Below are 18,925 nucleotides of genomic sequence, written 5' to 3'. Positions count from 1 at the left end.
GTGACGACCGCCCCTCCGGTGGCTTCCGCTCCGGCGGCAGCGACCGTCCGTTCAACCGCGACCGTCGTGACGACCGCCCCTCGGGCGGCTTCCGCTCCGGTGGCGGCGACCGCCCGACCGGCCGTCGTGACGACCACCGTGGTGGCACCGGCACGGGTACCGGCACCGGCACCTTCGGCCGCCGCGACGACAAGCCGCGCTGGAAGCGCAACGGCTGAACACCGTGAGGACCTGCTGAAGGTCCGCTGAACGGTCTGCGAAAGCGGGCCCGCTCTTCACGAGCGGGCCCGCTTTTCTTTTCACTTCCCCCACATGGTCAACCGCTGCTAGCATCCGGCGACTTGCACAGGGGCGGGCCGGGGGGCTCTGCGAAGGTCGCTGTCGATCACCTGTGCCTTCTTGCCCTTCGGGCATTCTGGGGAGGACCCCTTTGGCTCGCCTTGCTTCTCCACGCGGTCGTGGCGCCCGGCGCCGTACCGCCGCACTAGCCGCTCTCACCGTGGTCGCGGCCGGTCTCGGTACGGTGCCGAGCGCCGTCGCCGCGGACGCGCCGACTCCCATCGCGACGAGCGGTGTCTGGGGCATCGACTTCGCCGGCGGAGTGCTGAACACGGTGGAAGTCGCCCCGAGCGGCCCGCAGTTCGTGTTCGCCCGTCAGGTCTCCCCGGGCGGGGCGACGGTGGGCGCTCCCACCTCGATGGGATACGTGGACACCTACGCGACCGGTGCGCATGCGAAGCGGGTGCCGTGCGACGCCGGTGACTGCGTACTCCTGCGCGCCACCGGCAACGGCCATGTGGGCCGTTTCTTCGTCGACAACGGCAAGGAACGCGCCCAGATCTGGCTCACCGGGAACACGCTCCACGGCTTCGACGAACCCGCCGTGACCGGGGGCCGGTTCGTGGACGCGACCGGACGCTATTTCGTCTACGAGGCGGCGTCGACCGGCAAGCAGTACATCGACGACGTCGGGGTCCGCAGGTCGGACGTGCGGATGACCCGGTCCGTCACCGCCGCCTCGGTGTGGGGATCGGCGCTGTGGACGGCGGCTTCGACCGCCGGAGCGGTCACCGCGACCGACCTCGAACAGAAGAAGGTCGTGCAGACCGTCGCCACCGGCGCCCCGTGCGTGATCAAGGAACTCCAGACCGTCGGCCGCTGGATCTACTGGAACTGCGGACCGAGCGGTGCCGCCGGGGTGTACGACCGTACGGCGAAGAAGAGCGTCCCCGTGCCGTCCGGCGCCGCGCTCGTCGGCGACGGCTATCTCGTCCGGCACGACCGCACCGCCGGGAAGCTGCTGCTCACCGACTTCCACACCGGGACGGCCGCACCGCCCCGGGAGATCGCGGACCTGCCCGCGGGCAGCACCGCCGACCAGCGCCGGCTGACCTGGGCCGTGGACAAGTTCGGCGGCGACATCGCGTACGTCGGACCGGACAAGGCGATCCGCATCGTGCCCAGCGGGGTGCCTGCGCAGCCGCTCGCGAAGATCGAGTCGGATCTCAACGCCGGGTACATCGATCTCAAGAACGTCTACGGCGGCCAGAACTGGGAGAGCACCTGGCAGCTCAACGTGCCCGCGACCTGGACCTTCGTGGTCAAGGACATCCGCGGCCGGGCGATCCGTACCCTCTCCGGCGGCCCCGGTGCCGAGGTCGCGGTCGACTGGGACGGCAGGACGGACAGCGGCAGCCCCGCCGCCAACGAGATCCACACCTGGACGCTGACCGCCAGGGCCGCCAAGGGCGGCGGCACGTACACCACCAGCGGAAAGATCGAGGTCTCCGGCGGTGTCCAGGGCCACCACGACCAGGGCGGCTACGACTTCGGCGAGCTGGTCACGCTCAACTCCGTCGGCGAACTGACCCTGCACTACACCGAGGGCAGGGGGAAGCTCGACTGGAAGCGTTCCGGCGCCGGCTGGCCCAAGGGCACGGTCGCGGTCCCGTTCGGGGACATGGGCAGCGACCGTTGTGCCGAGATGCTCGTACGGATGCCGAACGGGGAACTGCGCCGGTACGCCGGGAAGTGCGGCTCCCCGTACACGCCGAACAGCAGCCACACCTCCCTGGGCACGGGGTGGAACGCGTACAACCTCCTGACCGTGCCCGGCGATCTGACCGGTGACGGCCGCCCCGACCTGCTCGCGCGCAGGACGTCGACCAGCGACGTGCACCTCTTCGCCAACGACGGCCACGGCAAGCTGAAGGCCGGGGTGAAGATCCGCTCGTCCTGGACCGGATACACGAAGGTCGTGGGTGCCGGTGACCTCAACGGTGACGGTTACGGCGATGTGCTGGCGCACCACAAGGACGGCACGCTCTACCGCTACGACGGCACCGCGAGCGGAAAGCTGAAGGAGCGGGTGAAGGTTTTCGCCGCGTGGGGCACCTCGTACGACACCATCGTCGGGGCCGGTGACATCACCGGCGACGGGAAGGCCGACCTGGTCGAGCGGGACCGCTGGGGCAACCTCTTCCGCAACAACGGCAACGGCAAGGGGTCGTTCGGCTCCCGCACAAAAATCGCCACCGGGTGGCAGGGCTACAAGGGGGTCTTCTGATGCGCAGGCAATTCCCGGCGCGGGCGCTCACCACCGTGGCCGCGGCCGGCGCCGTGCTCGCCGGGCTGCTGGGTTCCGCTCCCGAGGCACGGGCCGCCACTACGGTCCCCTCGTGGCTCATTCCGCTCTACTACTCCGACGAAGCGGACGGCTCCCACCGGGCCTGCACGGGCATCACGCTGTCCAGGACCCGGACGCTGGCCACGCCCGACTGCTTCACCGGCCGCAGCCACGCGGACATGGAGTGGGAGTACCGCCTGCCGAGCGGTCAGGTGGGGAGCGGCGGCAGCGATCCGCGCTACCGCAGCCACCCGGCGTACGACGCGAACACCCGCCGGGGAGCCGTCTCGGTGGCGATCCGGGCGACGCCGGCCTCGTACGGCAAGCCGGTGCTCGCCTCGTCGTCCGACACGGCGCTGTACGCGGAGGGCGCCAAGGCGACGTTCTACTCGTGGGCGGGGCTGGACCTGAACGACGCCCCGCGGGTCCGCCACAGCGAACCGGTGGTGCTGAAGTCGGCGGCGTCCTGTGCCGCGCTGCTCGGCCGTACGCTGCCGGGCGGCACGCTCTGCACCGTACCGGCCCCGGGCGCGCCCCCGGTCGCGGACGAGGACCGGTGCTTCGGTGATGCGGGCGGGGCGCTCGTCGGCGGCGGGAAGCTCATCGCCGTCTCGGCGACCCGGGCCACCGGCTGCGTGGCGGTCGGGGTGCGGCTCTACACCCGGATCTCCTCCTACCGCTCCACGATCGTCGACTGGACCCGTGACGTCGACCTCGACCAGCGGATCAGCGGCTCGGTCCTGGCCCGGGAGCCCGGCCGTCTCATCGACCTCTGCACGACCGACCAGCAGGGCCGGCTCGACGACTGCTACGTCGACAGCATCGGCTCGATGATCGACGGGGACAACGAGTTCGACTTCATGACCGAGCTGGGCGACCTGGGCGGCGACGGCGGGGGCGACCTGCTCGCCCGTACGCCGGGCGGCACGCTCTACCGCCTTCCCAGCCACCTGAGCCACAGCGATCTCAGCAAGGCCGCGAAGGTGAAGCTCGGCTCCGGCTGGTCCAAGTACAACCGGATCGTGGCCACCCGCGACCTCAGCGGGGACGGACTGCCCGACATCCTCGCCCGTGACGCCTCGGGCGTGATCTGGCTGTACCGGGGCAGGAGCGACGGCCTGCTGGCGGGTCGTACGAAGGTCACCACCTGGAAGAGCTACACCGCCATCGCCGGGCGCGGCGACCTGTCGGGCGACGGCCGCGCGGACATCGTGGCGCGGGACGGCGCCGGGGTGCTCTGGCTCTACCGGGGCAACGGCAAGGGCGGTTTCGCGCCACGTACGAAGATCGGCTCGGGCTGGGGCAAGTACAACGCGATCGTCGGCAGCGGGGACATGGACCACAACGGGCGGCAGGACATCCTGGCGCGGACACCGGCGGGTGCGGTGTACCTCTACAACGCGAACCACACCGGGGGCTTCTCGGCGCCGAGGAAGCTGGCCGACACGCGCTGGAAGAAGTACTCGAAGATCACCTGAGCGACGCCGGGGTACGAGGGGGCCGCGCGCCCCTTCGTGCCCCGGCGCGTTTTCCCAGTCGTGACCGTGGCGGCCGCATGTGTGCCCCGGCGCGGGGGAATCGCTGGGTGCATGACAACCGACACAGGCGAGGACCGACCACCACCACCGGGCGTCTCCGACGAGGAGCGCCTCGCGCAGCTCGGGTACACACAGACGCTGGCCCGGCGCATGTCGGCGTTCTCCAACTACGCCGTCTCGTTCACGATCATCTCGGTGCTCTCCGGCTGCCTCACGCTCTACCTCTTCGGCATGAACACCGGCGGCCCCGCCGTCATCACCTGGGGCTGGGTCGGCGTCGGCCTGATGACGCTGTTCGTCGGCCTGGCGATGGCCGAGATCTGTTCGGCGTACCCGACCTCCGCCGGGCTCTACTTCTGGGCCCACCAACTGGCCCCGCCGCGCTCGGCCGCCGCCTGGGCCTGGTTCACGGGCTGGTTCAACGTGCTGGGGCAGGTCGCCGTCACCGCCGGGATCGACTTCGGGGCGGCGTCCTTCCTGGGCGCGTACCTGAACCTCCAGTTCGGCTTCGAAGTCACCCCCACCCGCACGATCCTGCTGTTCGCCGCGATCCTGCTGCTGCACGGTCTGCTCAACACCTTCGGCGTACGGATCGTCGCGCTGCTGAACAGCGTGAGCGTCTGGTGGCACGTCATCGGCGTCGCCGTCATCGTCGGCGCCCTGACCTTCGTGCCCGACTCGCACCAGTCGGCGTCGTTCGTCTTCACCGAGTTCGTCAACAACACGGGCTGGGGCAGCGGCTTCTACGTCGTGATGATCGGGCTGCTGATGGCGCAGTACACCTTCACCGGCTACGACGCCTCCGCCCATATGACGGAGGAGACCCACGACGCGGCGACGGCCGGTCCAAAAGGCATCGTCCAGTCGATCTGGACCTCCTGGATAGCGGGCTTCGTCCTGCTCCTCGGCTTCACCTTCGCCATCCAGTCGTACGACGGCGCGCTGAATTCACCGACCGGCGCCCCGCCCGCCCAGATCCTCCTGGACGCCCTCGGCGCCACCACCGGCAAGCTCCTGCTGCTGATCGTGATCGGCGCCCAGCTCTTCTGCGGCATGGCGTCGGTGACCGCCAACAGCCGCATGATCTACGCCTTCTCGCGCGACGGGGCCCTGCCCTTCTCCCGCGTCTGGCACACGGTCAGCCCCCGCACCCGCACCCCCGTCGCCGCGGTCTGGCTCGCCGCGGCCGGCGCCCTCGTACTGGGACTCCCGTACCTGATCAACGTCACGGCGTACGCGGCGGTGACCTCGATCGCGGTGATCGGCCTCTACATCGCCTACGTCATCCCCACGCTGCTCCGCCTGCTCCGTGGCGACGACTTCACCCCGGGCCCCTGGCACCTGGGCCGCTGGTCCCGCCCGATCGGCATCGTGGCGGTGGCCTGGGTCCTGATCATCACGGTGCTCTTCATGCTGCCGCAGATCTCGCCGGTCACCTGGGAGACGTTCAACTACGCGCCCGTCGCGGTGCTGGTGGTCCTGGGCTTCGCGGCGACCTGGTGGCTGGCATCGGCGAGGCACTGGTTCCTCAAACCGGATCACAAGCGCACGATCACCCCGGACGAGCCCCTCTGACCCCCCGGGATCCCACCGCGACGGGGCCCGGTATCCGATACCCGATCGGCGGCCGGGCCCCGGCGGGCTATGCTCGGGGGTGATTCGCCGGGGGCCGTTAGCTCAATTGGCAGAGCAGCGGACTTTTAATCCGTTGGTTGTGGGTTCGAGTCCCACACGGCCTACCGCCGGCAGCGAGGGGAACCCCCTCTGACGAGCTGCCACTCGGCGCCCCGATCGGTTTCATCCGGTCGGGGCGCCGTTTCTTTCCGTGCCCACACGCGTACCTATGTGTCATATTGCGCACAAAGCACCGTGAAAGGTACGTCATGAAATTCGCAGTCGTCGGCGGTACCGGGCTGATCGGGTCGCAGGTCGTCAAGAAGCTGAACGCCGCCGGGCACGAGGCGGTACCGCACTCGCAGTCCACCGGTGTCGACGTCATCAGCGGCCAGGGGCTGGACGAGGCGGTGGCGGGAGCCGATGTCGTCGTCAACCTGACGAACTCCCCGACCTTCGACGAAGCGTCCCCGGCCTTCTTCCGGACCTCGATGGACAACCTTCTGGCCGCGGCCGACAAGGGCGGCGCCGGCCACTTCGTCATCCTCTCGATCGTCGGCACGGACCGGGTGCCGGAGCTGGACTACTACCGGGCCAAGACGCTCCAGGAGAACATCCTCGCGGCCGGGCCGGTCCCCTACTCGATCGTCCGGGCGACGCAGTTCATGGAGTTCATGGACGCCGTCCTGTCCTGGACCGCCGACGGCGACACCGTCCGGCTGCCCGCCACACCGATCCAGCCGATCGCCGCGGAGGACGTGGCCGACGCGGTGGCGGAGGTCGCCGCGGGCGCCCCGCTGAACGGCATCCGCAACATCGGCGGCCCCGAGGTCTTCAACCTGGACGAGCTGGGCCGGATCACCCTGTCCCGCAAGGGCGACGACCGTACCGTCGTCACCGACCCCACCGCCGGCATGTTCGCCGCCGTCAAGGGCGACGTCCTCACCGACAAGGACGCCCACCTCGCCCCCACTCACTACGCCGACTGGCTCTCCTGACCCGCCCCTCGCTGGGGGGCGACGGCGCCGGCCCGCCGGGCCGCCGGTTCGATGTTCTGGTTGGCGTGGAAGAAGTTGTGCGGGTCGTAGGTGTGCTTGACGGCGGCCAGGCGGGCGTAGTGGTCGCGGTAGGTGGCGCGGATGCGGTCGGGGGTCTCGCCCGCACCGATGAAGTTCACGTAGGTGCCGCCCATGGAGTGCGGGTGCAGCTCCTCCCAGTAGTCGACGCACCATTGCCTGATCTGTTCGGCGTTGTCCGGGTCCGGGTCGATGCCCGCGATGACGCCGGACCAGACCGCGTCGCGGTAGGCCCAGGCCGTGTCGTCGGGGCCGGGCCGGTGGGCGGCCGCGTCGATCGGGTACAGGTGGGCGGTCGACAGGGGGGTGGGGAGGTTCTCGGCGTACTTGGTGTGTACGTCGATGGCGTCGTCGGTGATCCGGTCGAAGAAGTTGCCGCGCCAGTACCACTGCAGACCGGTGGGGAGCAGTTCGTCGAACATGGACTGCAGGGCGGTGTAGGGCATCGGGGCCGTGAAGTGGAAGGCGGGCGGCCCGGGGTCCTCGACGGGCTTGAGGGCGGCTTCGAGGAGTTCGGGGTCGCCGGTCCAGCACCACACCACGCCGCACATCTTCTGGCCGTGGATCTCCTCCGGGAACGGCGGGCCGGGCGGCACGGTGAGCGCGGCGAAGAAGCCGTTGAGGTCCTCGGGGGCCTGCGGCAGGAAGTCGCGGTACCAGCGCAGCACGTCGGGGATCCGGTCGGCCGGCCAGAGCGTGATGGCGACGCCCACCGTGTCCACCGGGTGCAGCCGGAGGGTGAAGGAGGTGACGACGCCGAAGTTTCCGCCGCCGCCGCGCAGCGCCCAGAACAGGTCGGGGTGGGTGGTGGCGTTCGCCGTCACCGAGGTGCCGTCCGCCAGGACCACGTCCGCGGCCAGCAGGTTGTCGATCGTCAGGCCGTATCTGCGGGTGAGGTGGCCGTGGCCGCCGCCCAGGGCGAGGCCGCCGACGCCGGTGGATGACAGGATTCCGGAGGGGGTGGCCAGACCGAACGCGTGGGCGGCGTGGTCGAGGTCGCCGAGCGTGGTGCCGCCGCCGACCGTGGCCGTCCGCGCGCCGGGGTCGATGTGTGCCCAGCGCATGGGCGAGAGGTCGATCGTCACGCCGTCGTCCACCAGGCACAGACCCGCGCCGCTGTGCCCGCCGCCGCGGACCGCGAGCGTGAGCCCCGCGTCCCGGACGAAGCCGACCGCGGCCATCACGTCCGCCGCGTCGGTGCACCGCACCACCGCCGCCGGGCGCCGGTCGATCATGGCGTTGTAGATCGTGCGGGCCCGCCGGTACTCCGGGTCCTTCGGGCCGATGACGGGGCCGCGCAGCGCGGTCCGCATCGCGTCCAGGGTCGCGTCCGGGGTCGCGGACGTGGTGCCGTCCATGGCGGGCCATCTCCTCGTACGTCGAGATGGGGACCGCACCCCGCTCGGCCCGCCGTGACTCCGGCGCCCCGAGAACCGCGGGCGGCGACGGCCACCGTGGCTGATGTCTCAAGCCTCCTCGCGGTCCTGGCGCCCTGCCAGTTCGCCGGACCGCCCGGAGGGAGACATACGCGCCCGTGCCGGGGGCGGGCGGCACGGGACGCGCGGAGCGGGCGGTACGGGCGTCAGACGAGGAGCTTCGTCTTCGCCCGCTGGTACTCCTCGTCCGTGATGGCGCCCCGGTCCCTCAGCTCGGCGAGCTTCGCCAGGTCGTCGACGTGGCTCCCCTTCTTCGTGGCGTCGCCGCCCGCGTCGGAGGTGCCGGCGGCTTCCCGTACGTACGCCTTGAAGGCCGCGTCACGGTCCTGGGCCTCCTTGATGTCCCGTTTGCTCATGGACTTGCCGCGCACGATCACGTACACCAGCACGCCGAGATACGGCAGCACCAGCGTGAGGATCAGCCAGCCGGCCTTGCCCCAGCCACCGAGGTCGTGGCTGCGGAAGATGTCCGTGATGACCTTGAACAGCAGGAACAGCCACATGACCCAGAGGAAGAACCAGAGCATGGTCCAGAAGAGGTCGAGCAAGGAGTAGTCGTCCACGGTTCGCTCCCCGATCAGCGCGAGTTCATCGCGTCGGCAGGACAGAAGGTAAAACAGTCATATCACCGCATATCTGCGCCCGCTCGTTGATCGGCGGCCGCCCGCCGACACCGCTGCGCCGGGGTGGGCGCGGAGTACCGTGGAGATGTCGAGGGAGGCTCGGGCCTCCAGGAGGCGGGGTCGCCTCGTGTACATGAAGCGGTGCGGGACACCGTGCGGCAAGCGGCGTGAGCAGGCGTACGCAGGGACGCTCACGAGGGCGACGCATGCGCAGGGCAGATGAGTCCGCCCGGAGCCCGGTCGGGGCGGTCGGCCGTGTCACCGTGCCGATTCCGCCCGACGGTCCGGGCGAAGTCCTGGTGGCCGTACGGGGCGGGTCCGAGGCCTACACCGCATGGTCGGCGACGTCGATCGACAGGGACGCGCGCGTCGTTGTCGTCGACACGGTCTCGGCGCGCGGCGTGATCGTGGAACGCCTGCCGTCCTGAGCCGCCAAGCAATCCGTACCCGACGGAAGCAGTGTCGTACGGCAGGAGTCTTCCCATGTTCTTCTGGCACGTTCCCGCCCCCAACGAGGCGATGCTCATCTCCGGTTCCAAGGGGCAGACGCTGGACACCCAGTTCCGGATCGTCACCGGGCACGGCAGTTTCGTGCTGCCGGTGAAGCAGAAGGCGCGCATGCTCTCCCTGGCGCTGCGCGAGGCGGAGATCACCGAGGACTGCGTGACGCAGCAGGGCATCCGCCTCAACGTCCGGGCCGTGGCCGTCTTCAAGGTCGGCGACGACGCCGTGTCCATCGCCAATGCGGCCCGCCGCTTCCTGACCGAGCAGGAACAGATGGAGGAGCTCGTCGGGCGGATCTTCGCCGGGCATCTGCGTTCCATCGTCGGCGGACTGACCGTGGAGCAGATCATCCGCGAGCGCAACCGGGTCTCCCAGGAGGTCATCGCGGGCAGCCACGGTGAGATGGAGAAGCTCGGCATCGTCGTGGACGCCCTCCAGATCCAGGAGATCGACGACGCCACCGGCTACATCAAGAACCTCGCGGCCCCGCACGCCGCCGCGGTCGCCAGCCAGGCCCGGATCGCCGAGGCCAAGGCCGACCAGGAGGCCAGCCAGCGCGAGCAGCAGGCCGCCGCGCTCAAGGCGGAGTACGAACGCGACACCGCGATCAAACGGGCCGGCTTCCTCGCCGAGACCGAGCAGTACAACGCCCGCGCCGCGCAGGCCGGGCCGCTCGCCCAGGCCAGGGCCTCGCACGAGGTCATCGAGGAGCAGACCGCACTCGCCGAGCGGCAGGCCGCGCTCGCCGCCCAACGGCTGGAGGCGGAGGTCCGGCGCCCGGCGGACGCCGAGGCGTACCGGCAGCGCACCCTGGCGGAGGCGGCCCGTGACCGGGTCAAGTTCGAGGCCGACGGCAACGCGTACACCGAGCGGGCCCTCGCCCAGGCGCAGGCCGACGCCAACAGCGTGCGCGCCGCGTCGCTGCGTGACGGCAACCAGGAGCTCATCGCGGCCAACCGCATCGTGGAGAACCTGCCCGCGCTGGCCGACGCGGCCGCCCGGGGCATGTCCGGCGCCGACCTCACCGTCCTCAACGGCACCAACGGCGTCAACGAGATGGCGGCGGGTGTCGTCAGCCAGGGGCTGGCGATCCTCCACTCGCTGCAACGCGGTGCGAACCCGGTGAAGCAGTCGGCCGTCCACGGGAAGGCCGATTCCATGCCCCGCATCTCCGAGACGAACCAGTCCTGACGCGGCTCGGTGCGGGTGGATCGGGGGCGGGCGGACCGAGTGGTCAAAAGGGCGCCCGGGATGGCGTAGAGTTGCATTCAACGACGCGGGGTGGAGCAGCTCGGTAGCTCGCTGGGCTCATAACCCAGAGGTCGCAGGTTCAAATCCTGTCCCCGCTACTGAAGGATTCAGGCCCGGCACGCACACAGCGTGCCGGGCCTGAATTCGTTTCGCCGCATGGCGTGCGAGCCGCGGCGTACATGTCCCTCCTCGTGTCCCCCGTTTCCCTCCCCCCGTTTCCCTCCCCCCGTTTCCCTCCTCCGTGTCCCTCCATCGGCCGACGAGGAGTCGCCGCTTCGTTCCGGTCCGGCGAGCCTGGGGGTGGGGCGCGGTACCGTCCGCAGCCGCGCGCGTACCGGGCAGGAGACCACAGGTGTGGAAGCGGGAGAAGCGGCGCGGTAAGCACGCCGGGAGCGGTGCCCGCAGCCGGCGGTTCGTACGCGCGCTGCCTCCCCTGATGATCCTCGGCGGACTGCTGTTCGACGTCCTCACCCCGCCGACCTTCACCGCCATCCCGCTGTTCGTGGCCGCTCCGCTGATCGCCGCCCCGTTCTTCTCGCTGGCCAGCACCGTCCGCACCGGTATCGCCTCGATGCTGGCCGTCATCGTGCTGCGGCTGTACAGCAGCACGCTGCCCGAGGCCGTGCCGCTGATCGAACTGCTGACCCTGGCCACCGTCTCGGTCCTCGCGGTCGTGATCAACGGGGTCGTGCGGCGCGGGAACGAGCAGTTGGCCTCCGCGCGGTTCATCGCGGAGACCGCCATGCGCGCGGTGCTGCCGCAGCCGGCCGACCGGACCGGCGGACTGCAGGTCGCGGCGCGGTACGAGGCGGCGCAGGCGGACGAGTTCGTCGGCGGTGACCTGTTCGCCGTCTCGGACACCCCGTGGGGGGTGCGGCTGGTGGTCGGGGACGTGCGGGGGAAGGGGCTCGACGCCGTGGAGACGGTGGCGGTGGTCATCGGGGCGTTCCGCGAGGCCGCCGAGCAGGAAGCCTCACTGGAGGGGGTGGCGGGGCGGCTGGAGCGGGCGCTGGCCCGGGAGGAGGCGCGGCGGGGTGGGCTCGACGTGCTCGAAGGGTTCATCACGGCCGTGCTGGCCGAGATCCCGTCCGGGCTGTCCCGGGTGCGGATCGTCAACCGGGGTCACCCCGAGCCGATCCTGCTGCATCCGGACGGGGCGCTGGACGTGCTGAAGCCGTCGGTGCCCGCGCTGCCGCTGGGGATGGGCCTGGGGGCGTGGCCGGAGTGCACCGACGAGTGGGATCTGCCGGCCGGGACGACGCTGCTCCTCTACACGGATGGCCTTTCCGAGGCGCGGAACGCCGAGGGGGTCTTCTACGATCCGGCGGCCCGGCTGCGCGGGCGGATCTTCCCGGGGCCCGAAGAGCTGCTGTCGGCCCTGACCGATGACGTACGGCTGCACACGGGCGGCGGGTCGACCGACGACATGGCGCTGCTCGCGGTCGTACGTCCGGCGGAGGGGCAGCCGGACCGGCGAAGGACCGTGCCGATCGTCGGTGCCGAGGAGGCGTGATGGGGGCGCTGCCACCGTGTGTAATCGAAGGGCGTCGCTCCGCATAACGTTTGACGCAACGTCAGAAACAGGGTAGTGGCTGAGGGTCGGTCAACTCGTCCGATTCCACCCGCTTGTGTCCCGTAAAGTCCAGGCCAAAGAAGTGAACGATCAGTTGGAACAGCTTGGAATACGGCCCCGGTGTCTATTAACGTTCGATAACGCAGCGCGGTCGTCCCAGCCGTCGTCAGTGGCGGCACCGCGCGCGAGCGCCGAATTCCGCAAGGGAACCGGGGAACCACCTACATGGGGTGAATCGGACACCTGTGTCTCGTGAGAGGCAGAGGGGCCCGTAGGAGACCTTCCTGCTCCGAACCCGTCAGCTAACCCGGTAGGCGAGAAGGAAGGAAAGGAGTGCGCCCCCGTGGCGTCCAACAAGCCTGCCCCCGAGGCCCCGTCCCGGTTCGATTCCGACTACGGCACCGAGCCCGGCGGCGACTTCACCGGCAATTTCACGGGTGAGTTCACCAGTGAGCCCGACCGTGGCTGGGACGAGTGGAACCCCACCGAGGAGTCGGTCCGCCCGGTGCGCGGCAGGCACCGCGTCGCCAAGCAGCGCAACGGCCTCGCCCGCAGTTCCACGGTGCTGGGTGTCGGCGTCATAGCGGCGGTCGGCGCGGGTGGCATGGCCACCGCGCAGAGCAAGCCGCCGGTCTCCATCTCCGTGCCCGACTCGATCAAGAACAACCTCCCCGACGCCAAGTCCCTTCCGGGCGTGGGCGCTTTGTTCTCCGACGAGTCCGAGGCCGACAAGACCGAGGTCACGGCCGCCACCGCCCCGCTCACCACCGCCGGCATCACCACCGCCGAGGCCGAGCAGGGCACGACGGACGCGGGCGAGGCGCTCCGCGCCCGCATCCTCCAGCAGGCCGAGCAGCAGCAGGACGCCGCCGACGCCGAGGCCAAGGCGGCCGAGGAGAAGAAGGCCGCGGAGAAGGCTGCCGCCGAGGCCAAGAAGCAGCAGGACGAGGCCGAGGCCAAGGCCGCCGCCGAGAAGAAGAAGGCGGAGGAGGAGGCCAAGAAGAAGGCGGAGGCGCTGCGGCTGGCCAAGCTCGCCGCCAGCTACGCCATTCCGACCTCCTCGTACACGATCACCTCGACCTTCGGCGAAGCCGGCTCGATGTGGTCCTCCGGCCACCACACGGGCCTCGACTTCGCGGCCCCGACCGGCACCCCGATCAAGGCCATTCACGGCGGCACGGTCAAGTCGGCCGGCTGGTCCGGCGCGTACGGCTACCGCACGGTGCTTGAGCTCGACGACGGTACGGAGCTGTGGTTCTGCCACCAGTCCTCGATCGGCGTCAGCGTCGGCCAGAAGGTCAGCACCGGCGAGACCATCGGCCGGGTCGGCGCGACCGGCAACGTGACGGGACCGCACCTCCACCTGGAGGTCCACACCGCCGGCGGAACGGGCATCGACCCGATGGCCTGGCTCCGCGGTAAGGGCCTCAACCCCTGATCCGAGCCGGTTCGCCGGCCGCTGAACCCCGGCAGTCCTGACGCTCACCCCCCGACGTCAGGGCTGCCGGTCTGTTTGTGGGCGGTGGGAGGTGGGCGGGACGAGGAGCGGTGAGTTCCTCGAACAGCCGGCTCCGGGATGGGCCCACCGGAATAGCGGGCCTAGCAGAATCCGTTGTTTCACCTATGACTTCTCTTCGTAAGCTGGGCCCTTCCGACCTCCAGGTCTTCCCGCTCGCTCTCGGCGGCAACGTCTTCGGCTGGACCGCCGACGAGGCGCAGTCGTTCGCCGTTCTGGACGCGTACGCCGCGGGGGGCGGCAACTTCGTCGACACCGCCGACGGGTACTCGGCCTGGATTCCGGGCAACGAGGGCGGCGAGTCCGAGACCGTCATCGGCAAGTGGCTCGCCGCACGCGGCAACCGCTCCGACATCGTCGTCGCCACGAAGGTCAGTACCCACCCCCGGTACAAGGGGCTCGCTCCCGCCAACATCAAGGCCGCGGCCGAGGAGTCGCTGCGCCGGCTCGGCACCGACCACATCGATCTGTACTACACGCATTTCGACGACGAGACCGTGCCGGTCGAGGACATCATCACCGCCCTGGACCAGCTGGTGAAGGAGGGCAAGGTCCGGGAGATCGCCGCCTCCAACATCGGCCCCGAGCGGCTCCGGGCCTCCCTGGACTTCTCGGAGCGCGAGGGCCTGGCCCGCTACGTCGCCCTCCAGCCGCACTACAACCTGGTCTCCCGCGACACCTACGAGGGCGAGCTCCAGGACACGGCGGCCCGTGCCGGGCTCGGCGTCGTGCCCTACTTCGCGCTGGCCTCCGGCTTCCTCACCGGAAAGTACCGTCCGGGCACCTCGGTGGAGAGCGCGCGGGCGGAGGGCGCCCGGCAGCACCTGGAGTCGGAGCGGGGACAGAAGGTCTTGGCCGCGCTGGACAAGGTCGCCAGGGAGCGCGACGCGGAGATCGCGACCGTCGCGCTGGCCTGGCTCGCATCCCGGCCGACCGTGGTCGCGCCGATCGCCTCGGCCCGTACGGTCGAGCAGCTGCCCGCGCTGCTGGCCGTCGCGGACCTCACGCTGACCGAGCAGGAGCTGGCCGAACTCACCGAGGCATCCGCCTGATTCGCCCGCCCGGCGGGGTCTGCCCGATCCGTCGGGCAGGCCTCAGCGCGGTGGCTGCTGCGGCATCAGATAAGGGTTGTAGCCGGGGTTGTAGCCGGGGCCGGGGCCGGGGGATTGGGGATGCGCCCCCGCTTGGGCGGGGCCGTTGCCGTATGCGCCGTACTGCGTGTGCGGAGTGAACTGCTGGGCGTACGGGAGCGGCGGCAGACGGTGGGGGCGCAGGAGCCCCGTCGCCTGCGCCGCGTACGTCAGGGCGGGGGCGGCCACCTCCCTGCGCTGCCAGAGGTGGTGCAGCAGCTCCAGCTCGCGTCCGGCGAAGTCCGGGTCGGCCGTTCCGCGGCGGGCCCGGAGGCGCAGTGCGGCCAGCGAGGTCGCGAACGACTCGTACTCGGCGACGGCGCGGGCGGCCGCCTTCCCGTGGGCCTCCGCGGCCCGCGTCGCGGCCTTCGCCTGCGCCGCGGCCTGGGCAGAAGGACCGGGCACGGCTCCGGGCATGGCTCCTGGCATCGCTCCTGGCGCGGCTCCGGGCATGACTCCGGGCATCGCTCCGGGCATCGCCGCCGGTATGGACCCGGGCGCCCAGCCGGGCCCGTACGGGGTGTCCCAGCGGCCCCGGGCCGCGACGGCGTACTGGCGGCGTGCCGCGTCGCGGGCCAGGCCGCGGGCCCGCATCGAGGAGAGGGCGAGCGGTTCCGCCGGGCTCAGCCAGCCCGCCGCCGCGTAGGCGGGCAGCTCGGCGGCGAGGGTGCGCAGCTCCCGTCGGCGCGACCAGATCACCAGCCAGGTCACCAGGCCGAAGACCGGGACCATGAACACCGCGTACACGGCGTAGAAGCTGTACGGGCTGAAGACCGCCGACCCGTTCCACAGCGAGTGCATGCCCATGGCGAGGACGAGCCCCAGCAGCGGCAGCACGATGCGGCGGATCCGCCGGCGCCGGGCGCAGGCCGCGGCGAGCCCGAAGCCTATGCCGGTCAGCACGGTGAAGAGCGGGTGCGCGAACGGCGACATCACCGCCCGTACGAAGAACGTCGCGGCCGTCACCGACACAACGCCTGAGTTACCGATCTGCTGGTCCTCGCCGAAGGCGTTGCCGAGGTAGAGGATGTTCTCGGTGAAGGCGAAGCCGCTCGCGGTGATGCCGGCGATCACGACGCCGTCGACGATCCCGTTGAACTCCCTTCTTCGGAACAGGAAGATCAGCAGGACCGCGGCGGCCTTGGCGCTCTCCTCGACGACCGGGGCTATGACCGTGGCGCCGAGGGTGTCGGCGTTGGACGGGTCGGCGATGGTCGTGGCTATCCAGCGGGTCGCGAAGGAATTCGCCAGGATCGCTACCAGGGCGGCGGCGAACGCACCCCAGGCGAAGGCGAACAGCACATTGCGCCAGGGGCCCGGATCGACCCGGTCCAGCCAGCGGAACGCCGCCAGCAGGAGCGGGACGGGCAGCACGGCCAGGCCGAGGCCGACGAGGAACCCCTGAGTGCCCGTCTGGTCGCGGACCAGGGCCAGGATCGCCAGACCGCAGATCGCGAGCACCGTGAACACCGCCGCGACGCGGAAGGTCCGGCTGCGCCACACCACGCCCACGCGGCGCGGCCGGTAATGCCAGTGCCTGCGCTCCGGCACGGCAGCCAGGATCTCGCCGACCCGCTGCTCCTCAAGGAGCGGGACGGCGGGCTGTGACTGCCGCTGCTGGACAGACCCGTCGGACACCACGCAATGACCCTAACCAGCAGCACTGACTCCTGACCATGGGGCGCCCACCGGCCGCCCGGCTCGCGGGCATCGCCCACCGGCCCGGCCGCTCCACGAGTCCGGCCGCTCCACCATCCCGGCCCTTCCACCGGTCCGGCCCTCACCGTCCCGGCCCCACCACCGTCCCGGCACGCACCGCACCGGCACGCCCCGGGCCCCACGCCGGTCTCAGCGGCGGGCGAAGAGCAGGTCGTGCACGACGTGGCCCTTGTCCAGGCCCTGTCCCTCGAAGCGGGTCAGCGGCCGGAACGCGGGCCGGGGCGCGTAGCCGCCGTCCGCCTGCGTGTTCTCGAAGAGGGGGTGCGCGCTCAGCACTTCCAGCATCTGCTCGGCGTACGGCTCCCAGTCGGTCGCGCAGTGGATCACCGCGCCCGGCTTCAGCCGCTGCGCCACCAGATCGAGGAACTCCGGCTGGATCAGCCGCCGCTTGTGATGGCGCTTCTTGGGCCATGGGTCGGGGAAGTACACCCGCAGCCCGTCCAGCGAGTCCGGCTTGAGCATCTCGCGCAGCAGGATGATCGCGTCGCCGTTGGCCACCCGGATGTTCGACAGGCCGTTGCGGTCAGCGAGGCCGAGCAGATTGCCCTGGCCAGGGGTGTGCACATCGACGGCGAGGATGCCCGTGCCCGGGTCGTCGGCGGCCATCTGCGCGGTGGCCTCACCCATCCCGAAGCCGATCTCCAGCACGGTCGGCAGCCCGTCGAACAGCTCGGGCAGGTCGAGGACGCGCTGCCCGTCGATGTCCAGGCCCCACTTCGGCCAGAGCCGCAGCAGGGCGTCCTCCTGGCCGGGCGTGACGCGGCTGCGGCGCGGCTGGAAACTGCGGATCCGGCGCTCGTGGTGCGAGCCGGCCGGATCGACGGCGGGCCCGCCCGGGAAGCGCGGCTCCTGGCGCAGCCTGCGCTGCCGCTCGAAGGAGGCGGCGCGCAGATCGTCCGGAATCCCGGCAGCGGACGAGGAGGGGCGCTCGGAGGAGCTCTCGGGGGAGTCGCCGGAGAGGCCTTCGGAGGGGTTCATGGGCTCAGACACAATGCCCCGATTCTACGGCGGGCGGTCTCCACCCCGTCTCCCGTGCCCGGAGCAGCGCCCTGCGTGCCACCTCCCGCCCGATGGGCAGCGAGGCCGTCGCGGCGGGCGACGGCGCGTTCAGCACGTGGACGGTGTGCGGGGCCTCGCGGATGAGGAAATCGTCCACCAGAGTGCCGTCCCGCAGCACCGCCTGGGCCCTGACCCCGGCCGGGGCCGGTCTCAGGTCGGCCTCCGTCACCTCCGGCAGCAGCCGCCGCACGGCCTGGGTGAACGCGTGCTTCGACAGCGAACGGTGCACCTCGCCCGCCCCGTACCGCCAGTGTCTGCGCGCTGTCCGCCAGGTGCCGGGCCACGCCAGGGTGTCCGCCAGCTCGCGCGGGCGCACGACCGGCCAGCCGTACCCCTCGCGGGCCAGCGCGAGCACCGCGTTCGGACCGACGTGGACGCCGCCGTCATGGCCCCGGGTCAGATGGACCCCGAGGAACGGGAACGCCGGATCGGGCACCGGATAGACCAGGCCGCGCACCAGCTCCGGCCGAGCCAGCTCGTAGTACTCGCCCCGGAAGGGCACGATCCGCATGCCCGGGTCGTCGCCCGCGAGCCGGGCCACCCGGTCGCAGTGCAGCCCCGCGCAATTGACCAGCACCCGGGCCCGCACCACCGTGCCGTCCGCGGTGCGCACCGCCACACCCCAGGGGCGCCGGTCTATCGCGGTGACCTCCGCCCCGTAACGGATCATTCCGCCGGCCTCGCTCACCTCGGCGGCGAACCGGGCCGCGACCGCGCCGAAGTCGCACACCCCGGTCGATCCGACCCGGATCGCGGCGAGGCCGCGCACCCGGGGTTCGTACTCCGTGATCTGGGCGGGGCCCAGCTCGCGCACCGGCAGCCCGTGCTGCCGGCCGCGCTGGACCAGGGCGTGCAGCCGGGGCAGCTCGGACCGCTCGGTCGCGACGATCAGCTTGCCGGTCACCGCGTGGGCGATGCCGTGCTCGGCGCAGAAGTCGACCATCTCGGCGGCGCCGCGCACCGCGTAGCGGGCCTTGAGCGAGCCGGGGCGGTAGTAGATGCCGCTGTGGATCACTCCGCTGTTGCGCCCGGTCTGATGCCGGGCCGGGCCCCACTCCTTCTCCAGGACCGTCACCCGGGTGCCCGGCGCGGTGCGCGTGATCGCATACGCCGTCGACAGGCCGACGATCCCGCCGCCGATCACCAGCACATCGCAGTCGTACGCCGCGCGCGTCATCATCACGCCACCTCCCACCCCGATAGTGCACTGACCCACTGACAACGCACTCAAACCAGCGAGGCCCAGCGTGGCGCCGAATC

General features: G+C 71.0%; 15 protein-coding genes, 2 tRNA genes and 1 riboswitch. Of the genes, 12 read left to right on the top strand and 5 right to left on the bottom strand.

Going from position 1 to position 18,925, the window contains the following annotated elements:
* The 6 genes from ABZ622_RS29295 to ABZ622_RS29270 form a co-directional block, all read left to right on the top strand.
* Positions 1-218 (top strand): hypothetical protein (locus ABZ622_RS29295; RefSeq protein WP_360548212.1); only part of this gene is annotated, 218 nt, incomplete at its 5' end.
* Between the two features lie 281 nt (positions 219-499).
* A complete protein-coding gene (locus tag ABZ622_RS29290; protein WP_360548210.1) occupies positions 500-2,566 on the top strand; it encodes an FG-GAP-like repeat-containing protein in 2,067 nt (688 codons plus the stop codon).
* Positions 2,566-4,104, top strand: a complete 1,539-nt coding sequence (locus ABZ622_RS29285) for an FG-GAP-like repeat-containing protein (protein WP_360548208.1) — start codon at positions 2,566-2,568, stop codon at positions 4,102-4,104. Before ABZ622_RS29290 ends, ABZ622_RS29285 begins: the two co-directional genes overlap by 1 nt.
* A gap of 111 nt (positions 4,105-4,215) precedes the next feature.
* Positions 4,216-5,739, top strand: a complete 1,524-nt coding sequence (locus tag ABZ622_RS29280) for an amino acid permease (RefSeq protein WP_360548206.1) — start codon at positions 4,216-4,218, stop codon at positions 5,737-5,739.
* Positions 5,740-5,830: 91 nt separating this feature from the next.
* Positions 5,831-5,903: transfer RNA gene (locus ABZ622_RS29275), tRNA-Lys, on the top strand.
* A 144-nt stretch (positions 5,904-6,047) separates the two neighbouring features.
* Complete coding sequence (locus tag ABZ622_RS29270) at positions 6,048-6,776, top strand: NAD(P)H-binding protein (RefSeq protein WP_360548204.1); 729 nt, start codon at positions 6,048-6,050, stop codon at positions 6,774-6,776.
* Here ABZ622_RS29270 and ABZ622_RS29265 read toward each other — a convergent pair.
* Together ABZ622_RS29265 and ABZ622_RS29260 are read right to left on the bottom strand one after the other, a co-directional pair.
* Positions 6,755-8,212 carry an FAD-binding oxidoreductase gene (locus ABZ622_RS29265; protein ID WP_360548202.1) on the bottom strand — a complete coding sequence of 486 codons (1,458 nt, stop codon included), beginning with the start codon at positions 8,210-8,212 and terminating at the stop codon, positions 6,755-6,757. The two genes, ABZ622_RS29270 and ABZ622_RS29265, sit on opposite strands and share 22 nt — an antisense overlap.
* A 224-nt stretch (positions 8,213-8,436) precedes the next feature.
* Complete coding sequence (locus tag ABZ622_RS29260) at positions 8,437-8,853, bottom strand: SHOCT domain-containing protein (RefSeq protein WP_360548200.1); 417 nt, start codon at positions 8,851-8,853, stop codon at positions 8,437-8,439.
* Between the two features lie 266 nt (positions 8,854-9,119).
* On the opposite strand from ABZ622_RS29260, the gene ABZ622_RS29255 reads away from it, so the two are divergent.
* The 6 genes from ABZ622_RS29255 to ABZ622_RS29230 all read left to right on the top strand — a co-directional run bounded on the left by ABZ622_RS29255 (position 9,120) and on the right by ABZ622_RS29230 (position 14,809).
* Positions 9,120-9,341, top strand: a complete 222-nt coding sequence (locus ABZ622_RS29255) for a hypothetical protein (protein WP_360548198.1) — start codon at positions 9,120-9,122, stop codon at positions 9,339-9,341.
* A gap of 55 nt (positions 9,342-9,396) precedes the next feature.
* Entirely contained in the window at positions 9,397-10,608 is a 1,212-nt protein-coding gene (locus tag ABZ622_RS29250) for an SPFH domain-containing protein (RefSeq protein ID WP_360548196.1), read from the top strand.
* An 84-nt stretch (positions 10,609-10,692) separates the two neighbouring features.
* A tRNA-Met gene (locus ABZ622_RS29245) sits at positions 10,693-10,766 on the top strand.
* Between the two features lie 254 nt (positions 10,767-11,020).
* On the top strand, positions 11,021-12,181 hold the full coding sequence (locus ABZ622_RS29240) for a PP2C family protein-serine/threonine phosphatase (protein WP_360548194.1): 1,161 nt from the start codon (positions 11,021-11,023) through the stop codon (positions 12,179-12,181).
* 239 nt (positions 12,182-12,420) lie between these two features.
* Positions 12,421-12,573: riboswitch (cyclic di-AMP (ydaO/yuaA leader) on the top strand.
* A gap of 11 nt (positions 12,574-12,584) precedes the next feature.
* Positions 12,585-13,679, top strand: coding sequence for a M23 family metallopeptidase (locus ABZ622_RS29235; RefSeq protein ID WP_360548192.1), 1,095 nt, complete (start codon positions 12,585-12,587; stop codon positions 13,677-13,679).
* A gap of 185 nt (positions 13,680-13,864) precedes the next feature.
* Entirely contained in the window at positions 13,865-14,809 is a 945-nt protein-coding gene (locus tag ABZ622_RS29230) for an aldo/keto reductase (protein ID WP_360548190.1), read from the top strand.
* Between the two features lie 42 nt (positions 14,810-14,851).
* Here ABZ622_RS29230 and ABZ622_RS29225 read toward each other — a convergent pair whose 3' ends face one another.
* The 3 genes from ABZ622_RS29225 to lhgO all read right to left on the bottom strand — a co-directional run bounded on the left by ABZ622_RS29225 (position 14,852) and on the right by lhgO (position 18,845).
* Positions 14,852-16,525, bottom strand: a complete 1,674-nt coding sequence (locus tag ABZ622_RS29225; RefSeq protein WP_360548188.1) for a PrsW family glutamic-type intramembrane protease — start codon at positions 16,523-16,525, stop codon at positions 14,852-14,854.
* Between the two features lie 210 nt (positions 16,526-16,735).
* Complete coding sequence (trmB, locus tag ABZ622_RS29220; RefSeq protein WP_360548314.1) at positions 16,736-17,584, bottom strand: tRNA (guanosine(46)-N7)-methyltransferase TrmB; 849 nt, start codon at positions 17,582-17,584, stop codon at positions 16,736-16,738.
* Positions 17,585-17,588: 4 nt separating this feature from the next.
* Positions 17,589-18,845 (bottom strand): L-2-hydroxyglutarate oxidase, encoded by a 1,257-nt coding sequence (gene lhgO, locus ABZ622_RS29215; RefSeq protein WP_360548186.1) that lies wholly within the window; start codon positions 18,843-18,845, stop codon positions 17,589-17,591.
* Positions 18,846-18,925: the final 80 nt, after the last annotated feature.

This window comes from Streptomyces sp. NPDC007164 (assembly GCF_040634135.1).
In the GTDB taxonomy this organism is placed as follows: Bacteria; Actinomycetota; Actinomycetes; order Streptomycetales; family Streptomycetaceae; genus Streptomyces; species Streptomyces sanglieri.
The sequence above is the reverse complement of the archived record's forward strand: the minus strand, read 5'-3'. Positions and strand labels throughout refer to the sequence as shown.

Excerpts from the sequence above, each read along its gene's own strand:
- ABZ622_RS29285 (WP_360548208.1), top strand. The coding sequence starts at position 2,566 with ATGCGCAGGCAATTCCCGGCGCGGGCGCTCACCACCGTGGCCGCGGCC.
- ABZ622_RS29280 (WP_360548206.1), top strand. The coding sequence starts at position 4,216 with ATGACAACCGACACAGGCGAGGACCGACCACCACCACCGGGCGTCTCC.
- ABZ622_RS29270 (WP_360548204.1), top strand. The coding sequence starts at position 6,048 with ATGAAATTCGCAGTCGTCGGCGGTACCGGGCTGATCGGGTCGCAGGTC.
- ABZ622_RS29265 (WP_360548202.1), bottom strand. The coding sequence starts at position 8,212 with ATGGACGGCACCACGTCCGCGACCCCGGACGCGACCCTGGACGCGATG.
- ABZ622_RS29255 (WP_360548198.1), top strand. The coding sequence starts at position 9,120 with ATGCGCAGGGCAGATGAGTCCGCCCGGAGCCCGGTCGGGGCGGTCGGC.
- ABZ622_RS29250 (WP_360548196.1), top strand. The coding sequence starts at position 9,397 with ATGTTCTTCTGGCACGTTCCCGCCCCCAACGAGGCGATGCTCATCTCC.
- ABZ622_RS29230 (WP_360548190.1), top strand. The coding sequence starts at position 13,865 with ATGACTTCTCTTCGTAAGCTGGGCCCTTCCGACCTCCAGGTCTTCCCG.
- trmB (WP_360548314.1), bottom strand. The coding sequence starts at position 17,584 with ATGAACCCCTCCGAAGGCCTCTCCGGCGACTCCCCCGAGAGCTCCTCC.
- lhgO (WP_360548186.1), bottom strand. The coding sequence starts at position 18,845 with ATGATGACGCGCGCGGCGTACGACTGCGATGTGCTGGTGATCGGCGGC.